At 66.3% G+C, this 6,842-nt stretch carries 7 protein-coding genes; 4 read left to right on the top strand and 3 right to left on the bottom strand.

All coding sequences use genetic code 11. The annotated features are described in order from the left end of the window. Both V5A20_RS12490 and V5A20_RS12485 read left to right on the top strand, forming a co-directional pair. On the top strand, nucleotides 1-786 hold a 786-nt coding region (locus tag V5A20_RS12490), incomplete at its 5' end, for a DNA-binding protein (RefSeq protein WP_332327477.1). A 46-nt stretch (nucleotides 787-832) separates the two neighbouring features. Beyond that, nucleotides 833-1,783 carry an L-lactate dehydrogenase gene (locus tag V5A20_RS12485; protein ID WP_332316598.1) on the top strand — a complete coding sequence of 317 codons (951 nt, stop codon included), beginning with the start codon at nucleotides 833-835 and terminating at the stop codon, nucleotides 1,781-1,783. Between the two features lie 66 nt (nucleotides 1,784-1,849). Here the strand turns inward: V5A20_RS12485 and ispG are convergent, their stop codons facing one another. The 3 genes from ispG to V5A20_RS12470 form a co-directional block, all read right to left on the bottom strand. Next, entirely contained in the window at nucleotides 1,850-3,052 is a 1,203-nt protein-coding gene (gene ispG / locus V5A20_RS12480; RefSeq protein ID WP_332316597.1) for a flavodoxin-dependent (E)-4-hydroxy-3-methylbut-2-enyl-diphosphate synthase, read from the bottom strand. Between the two features lie 162 nt (nucleotides 3,053-3,214). Continuing rightward, nucleotides 3,215-4,132 carry a rhomboid family intramembrane serine protease gene (locus V5A20_RS12475; RefSeq protein WP_332316596.1) on the bottom strand — a complete coding sequence of 306 codons (918 nt, stop codon included), beginning with the start codon at nucleotides 4,130-4,132 and terminating at the stop codon, nucleotides 3,215-3,217. Between the two features lie 284 nt (nucleotides 4,133-4,416). Beyond that, nucleotides 4,417-5,082 (bottom strand): rhomboid family intramembrane serine protease, encoded by a 666-nt coding sequence (locus V5A20_RS12470; RefSeq protein ID WP_332316595.1) that lies wholly within the window; start codon nucleotides 5,080-5,082, stop codon nucleotides 4,417-4,419. A 155-nt stretch (nucleotides 5,083-5,237) separates the two neighbouring features. Between V5A20_RS12470 and V5A20_RS12465 the strand changes: the two genes are divergently transcribed. Together V5A20_RS12465 and V5A20_RS12460 are read left to right on the top strand one after the other, a co-directional pair. Continuing rightward, nucleotides 5,238-5,990, top strand: a complete 753-nt coding sequence (locus V5A20_RS12465) for a UDP-2,3-diacylglucosamine diphosphatase (RefSeq protein ID WP_332316594.1) — start codon at nucleotides 5,238-5,240, stop codon at nucleotides 5,988-5,990. Between the two features lie 52 nt (nucleotides 5,991-6,042). Beyond that, the coding region (locus tag V5A20_RS12460; protein ID WP_332327476.1) for a biosynthetic peptidoglycan transglycosylase at nucleotides 6,043-6,842 on the top strand (800 nt) is incomplete at its 3' end.

Raw genomic sequence — 6,842 nt, 5'->3', positions numbered from 1 at the left:
CCGTGTCCGACCCAGCCCGTGGCGGGCCGCCCCGTCGAGACCGATACGCCCGTGTTCGACTGGACACCGGTGCCGGACGCCCCCCACTATCGGGTCCAGATTGCGAGCACGGACGCCTTTGAGGCCGTCCATTACGACGAGACAATGGACCGGGGGACCGCCGTGCCCTTGGAGACGGCACTCCCGGAGGAGGCCGCGACCGCCTGCTGGCGGGTGCGGGCAGAAGGGCCGGCCGAGGCCCAGTCCGACTGGAGCGCGCCGGCCCGCTTCGCCGTCCCGTCCGCAGACCTGGCGTCCGCAGCGGGCACGGTTCGGGTGGAGGCGCCGCCGGTGCCGCTCCATCCCACGAGTGACCAGGATCCCCCCGTCGACCAGAGCGCCGTCCCGTTTACGTGGGAGGGGGTGCCGGAGGCCACCGGCTATCAGCTTCAGGTGGCCCCGACCGATGACTTCGCGGATCCGGTCGTCGGCCTCGCAGTCGATCAAACGACGTCCGTAACCCTTTACGACACGCTTCGAGGGGGCGGGGCGGCGTTTCATTGGCGCGTCCGCCCCCTCTTCCCTGTGGCCGACCCCGGGCCCTGGAGCGACCCCGTTCCGTTCGTTGTTGCGCCACCGACGGACGAAGAGGAGCTTGCGCCAGAGGCCGAGGACCCGCGGGCCTCCGCCCGCATTGCAGGGCCTGCCACCCGCGCCCGCACAAGCACGACCCTCTCGCTTACGGTGTCCCTGCTCGCCGTCTTAAGCTTCCTCGCCACCATCGCCCTCATCATGCTCGCCGGGTAGTCCGGCGACGCGTCTGCGCCTCCCTCACACACCGTTTCTTCGTTCTATGATCCAGCGACGCACCGTCGGCATCGTCGGCACCGGCAACGTGGGCACCGCGGCCGCCTACGCCATGTTCAACCAGAGCCTCGCCAGCGAAATCCTCCTGCTCGATCAGGACACCCGTCGGGCCGAGGGGGAAGCGATGGACCTCATGCACGGCCAGCAACTGGTGGGGGGCATCACGTGTCGGGCGGTCGAGTATCCGGCCCTCAGTGACGCCCAAATTATCGTCCTTTCGGCGGGGGCGAGCCAGACCTCGCCCGACGAGACGCGTCTCGACCTGCTGCAGCGCAACGCAGAGATCTTCCGCGAGATCATCATTCAACTTGACAAGCACGCTCCCACCGCCATTCTCGTGGTGGCGACGAACCCGGTCGACGTGCTCACCTACGTCTCGCAAGAGCTGAGCAGCCGGCCGAACCGCCGCATCCTGGGCACCGGGACGCTGCTGGACACGGCCCGCTTCCGGGCGCTGCTGGGGCGACACTACGGCGTGGACCCCCGCTCGGTCCACGCGTACATCCTCGGGGAGCACGGCGATTCCGAGGTGCCCATCTGGAGCAACGCCACGATCGGGGGGCAAGAGATTCACGGAAAGACCGTGCTGGGGAAGGAATGGGACGAGGAGACGATGCAGTCGATTTTCGAACAGGCGCGCAACGCGGCCTACGAAATTATCGATCGGAAGGGCCACACGGACACGGCCATCGGCCTCGTCATCGCCCGCATCGTGCGCGCCGTGCTCGAAGATCAGCAGAACGTGCTGCCCGTCAGCACGCGGCCCGACGGCGCGTACGGCATCGACGACGTGTGCCTGAGTGTCCCGTGCGTCGTGGGCCTGGAAGGGATGGAGAAGCGCGTGGACCCGACGCTCAGCGACGAGGAGCGCGACGCTCTTCGTGCGTCCGCGGAGGCGCTCCACGACAGCCGCACCGAGCTGACGGTGGCCACGTAAGAGCGAGGGCCACCCCCTGTGCGGGACGACGAGAGCCCCCAACGGGACTCCCCACTACCCAATGGACTACGACGTGGGGAGGTCTGGTTTGGTTACGCCCGTGGCCCCTGTAGAGGCGTCTTCTTCCGTGTCGGCCTCGTCGGTCGCCGGGGCGCCGTCGCCGGGCGAGGTCGCGGCGGTCTCGCCGTCGCCCGACTCGTCCTCCTCGTCCCAGTTTTCGATGGCCTCCAGGACCGTGTCCACGATTTCGTCCTCCGGGACCGTATCCACCACCTCGCCGTGCTTGAAGAAGTGCGCGCGGCCCCGCCCCAGGGACACCCCGAGGTCGGCCCCTTCGGCCTCACCGGGCCCGTTGACGGCACAGCCCATGAGGGCCACGTCGAGGTTCTTGTCGAAATTCTGTTCGGCGATGGCCTCCTCGACCTCCTCCACGACGGTGAAGAGGTCGCCCACGAGCCGCCCACAGGTGGGGCACGCGATGATGTTCACACCGGGCCGCCCGATGCCGAGCGACTTCAGGATGCGGTGCCCCACCTTCACCTCCTCCACGGGGTCGGCAGCGAGGGAGACGCGAATCGTGTCGCCGATGCCGTCGGCCAACAACGCGCCAAGCCCGATCGAGCTCTTGACCGTGCCGGTGTCGAGGCTGCCGCTCTCGGTGACCCCCAGGTGCAGCGGATAGTCCGTTTCCTCGGCCACCTTGCGGTAGGCCTGGATCATCATGTAGGGGTCGGAGTGCTTCACCGAGATCACAATGTCCTCGAAGTTGTTGCGGGTGCAGACCTCCACGTGTCGCATCGCGCTCTCGAAGAGGGCCTGCGGCTTCGGGTAGCCGTGCTTGTCGAGGATGTCCTCCTCCAGCGAGCCGGAGTTGACGCCGATGCGGATGGGGACGCCGGCCTCCTTGGCGGCCTGCAGGACCTCGCGCTCCCACTCGCGCTTCCCGATGTTGCCGGGGTTGATGCGCACCTTGTCGATGCCGGCCTCAATGGCCTTGAGGGCGTACTGGTAGTTGAAGTGAATGTCGGCCACGATGGGCACGGGCGCCCCCTGCACGATGTCGTCGAGGGCGTCGGCATCCTCGGGGCGCGGCACGGCCACGCGTACGATGTCGGCGCCCGCATCGACCACCCGCTCAATTTCGTTGAGGGTCGTCTCCACCTCGTGCGTCTTCGAGACGGTCATGGTCTGGACGGAGATGGGCGCCCCGCCTCCAATTTGAACATCGCCAACCTGAACGGGGCGAGACGAGCGACGAGGACGTTCCATGGACCGAAGCAAACTTGATGACGAAGGTAGGCGTGAAGGCGTAGGCAACGTGCATTCCGCATCCGCGACGTGGACTGTACGGATGCCCCCTGCAAACGGCTCCCGGTCCGGGGCCGGCGCCCTCGCAGCGTCAGGGGCATCGAGCGCGTGACCGTGGAGGCGTTACGACTCGCTAGCCTCGTACAGGATCCGCTTCTCCTCGTCGCTGAGCGCGTCGTATCCTTCCTCGCTAATTTTGTCGAGAATGCGGTCCACCTCTTCGGTGTGGTCGGGCGACGTGCTAGCCGCTCCATTGGTGTCGCCGGGGCGCTGGGGGGGCGTGGCGTCCGAGGAGGAAGAAGAAGAGGGTTGGACCCAGGCCTTGAGGCGTGAGAGCAGTCCGGAGCCGGAGCGGCGGGAGGAGCGGCCCCGAAACAGAGCCCCGATCCCGGGCAGCGTCCCGAGGGCGCCCTGCTGGTTCTTGGCGTAGAGGAAGCCGGTGAGGGCGCCGCCCCAGTGGGCCGCGACGGCCGTGTTGCCGCCGGGGCGGAGGGCCATCAGCGCATCGATGGCCAAAAACCCGACCACGACCCACAGCAGCGGCACAACCCCGAAGAAGAGCAGCCGGATCTGCTTGTACGGGTACAGGATGGCCACCGTCGTCAGCACGCCGAGCACCGAGGCGGAGGCCCCCAGCACCGGAATGCTCTGTCCCCCCGCCATGCCCCCCGAAATGCCGGGCGCGATCGGGCTCAGGAGCAGACAGATCAGTGCGCCGCCGACGGCCGTCGTCAGGTACACGCTCCAGAACTGCTCCGAGCCGTGCATCCGCTCAAATTCGCGCCCCACCCAGAAGAGCAGTAGCATGTTGACCCCGATGTGGAACAGCCCGGTGTGCATGAAGCTGTAGGTCACCAGCTGCCACGGTTCCAGCAGAATGTCCGGAAACACCGGGTGGAGCGCCAGGTGCGACCGCACAAACATGAGTCCGGCGCTCCAGAGGTTCAGGAACTGGAGGGTCACCCACACCACCACGTTGATCGTAATGATGGTGCGCAGCGCCGGCGGCTGCTGGTAGTACCACGTTTTGAAATCGTACACGATCAATCGCTGGGCCGTTGGCCCCAATCAAAGGAAAAGAAACGGGCGGCATGCCGCTTCGGGCGGCTCCTTTGCCGAATGTGCCGACTTATACCACGGAGCGGGGGCAAGGTTTGCTGGGAGGGCAGTTCCCAGTGGTGTGTTGTCATCTGCTGAGCCGCCGAGTTGATTCTTGGGAATGCGGCGTCGTCGGGCGGCGTATTTCGTATTGCGTATTTCGTATCTCATACCTCAGGTGCATTTACGCACCCCCCAAAACCCTTAACCCAAAACCCTCAACGCCACTACCACCGCATCTCCCGGTCCGGCTCCACCGGCAGCTTGCCCCGCCAGTACTGGATGAGGAGGAAGCCAATCACCATGCCGCCGAGGTGGGCAAAGTTCGCGACGCCCGCCTGCGTGCCCGTGACCGCCGAGTAGAGCTCCAGGGCCCCAAACCCGGTGACGAGCCACTTGGCCTTGATCGGAAACAGAAACCAGATGTAGATCGGCTGATTCGGAAACATCATGCCGAAGGCCAACAGGATGCCGTACACCCCACCCGACGCCCCGACGGTTGGGATGGGGGCACTCACGAATGCAAGGTGCGTGAGGGCGGCGCCGACGACGCACGCGAAGTAGAAAAACGCGAACCGCTGTGACCCCCATCGGTTTTCAACCTGCACCCCAAACATCCAGAGGGCGAACATGTTAAAAAACAAGTGTCCAAAGCTCCCGTGGAGGAAGCTGTATGATATCGGCTGCCAGGGCCAAAAACTGGGGCCGGCGGTGCCGGGGGGATAGAGGGGCATCAGGTTGAGCACGCTCGCCAGCATGGAGGACTGCGCCAGCGTCTCGGTGGCCACAAACTGGGCCAGGAAGAATAGGCCATTAAGGATGAGGAGGTTCTTGATCACCGGCGGCATCACCGAAAACCGAGTGGGCGGCCGGTACTGGGTGCGTCGCGGCATGCGTGGGGGGCGTCGTGTTCGGAGGGAGAATCGACCGCACAAAAGCGCAAGCTTGCGGGGCGGTTCTACGACTCGCGGGGCTGAGCGTTCGGGCGGCGAAGACCGGAAGTCTTACCAGCACCATCGTGTCGCTTGCCGTCTCCCTGTTCGCTCCCGTGGTTCTTTTTGTTTCCGACATGCACTTCGGGCGCGGGGCCCGCTCAGCGGAGCGAGAGAAAGAGGCGGCGCTCGTGGAGTGCTTGGAGGCGCACGCGGCCGAGATCGACCACCTGTACCTTCTTGGGGACGTGTTCGATGGGTACATCGAGTATCGTCACCTCGTCCCGAAAGGATTCATTCGGTTTCAGGGCCTGCTCGCGCGCTGGACCGATCAAGGGATTCCGGTGACGTACCTGCTTGGCAACCACGATCCGTGGCATCAGGACCACTTCTCAGAGGAGCTGGGGGTCAGGCTCGTTCCGGAGTCGGTCAAGGCCACCCACTTTGGATGCTGTCTTCACCTCGAGCACGGCGACGGCCTGGCAGCGACCGATCCGCCGCGCTCCTGGCTGCGGGCCCTGCTTCGCCACCCGGTGCCGGTGTGGCTCTACCGAACGCTGCTGCCCGCCGACCTCGGACTGGGCCTGGCCCGCTGGGTGAGCCGGCGGCTCCACGCCCGAACGCCCGACGCTGCCACCCCCGAGTGCCTCCGAGCGCAGGCCCACAGGCTCCTCCAGCGTGACGCCCTGGACGGGGTCATCCTGGGGCACGGCCATGTGCCCGCCCTGGACCGGGGGCCGGACGGGGCGTACCTCAATACGGGCACCTGGTACGAACGGCGGACTTTTGCCCGTTTGGACGGGGAGGGGCTGCGCCTCCAGCGGTGGAACGGCGCGCGCGCTCAGGACATTGAATCCGTTCCGCTGTGATAAGTCGTAGCCCGTCGCCCTCGCTTGTTCTCCGACACCGGCCCGCTGGTCTATGTCTGAATGGTCCTATTCCGACGAGGAGCTCGATCAGTACTTCCAAGACCGGTCTGCCCGGAAGGGGGCCGCATCGGACGGCGGCCCGCCGGAGGGGGAGGGCCGCTCCGGGCGCCCCACCACTGGCCTGCGGGGCTTTTTCCACCGGCGAATATCGGATCCATGGAGGGCACAGGCCGCGGTCGTGCTCTCCGTCCTTGCGGGGCTGTTGGGGGCCGGGGCCCTCGTGGCGGGCGTGTACGTGTGGACGCTGACCGACGACATCCCGTCCACGGAGCGCCTCGAAGACCCCACCATGCAGCTGGCCACGATCGCGTACACGGCCGACGGCAAAGAGCTGGCCCGGTATGCGCGCCAGAACCGTTCCTGGGCCCCCTACGACAGCATCTCGTCCCACGTCACCGATGCGCTCATCGCGACCGAGGACCAGCGGTTTTACCAGCACTGGGGCGTGGACCCGCGGGCCATCATGGCCGCAATGGCCGACATCCTGACGGGGGGCTTTCGGGGGGCGTCGACCATCACACAGCAGCTCGCGCGCAACCTCTACAACGAGGAGGTGGGGCGGGCCGTCACCATTCCGCGCAAGGTCCGAGAAATGGTAACCGCGGTTGAGCTTGAGCGGCGCTACACGAAGCGGGAGATTCTGGAGATGTACCTCAACACCGTGAGCTTCGGCGGGAACGTGTACGGCATCGAGGCCGCGGCGCGAACGTATTTTGGCGAACGGGCCGCGCAGCTCGACCCCCTTCAGGCCGCCACCCTGGTGGGCATGCTCCGGGCCACCTCCTACTACAA

The organism is Salinibacter sp. (assembly GCF_036626415.1).
GTDB lineage: Bacteria > Bacteroidota > Rhodothermia > Rhodothermales > Salinibacteraceae > Salinibacter.
Note: the sequence above shows the minus strand (reverse complement) of the source record. Positions and strands in the feature narration are given on the sequence as shown.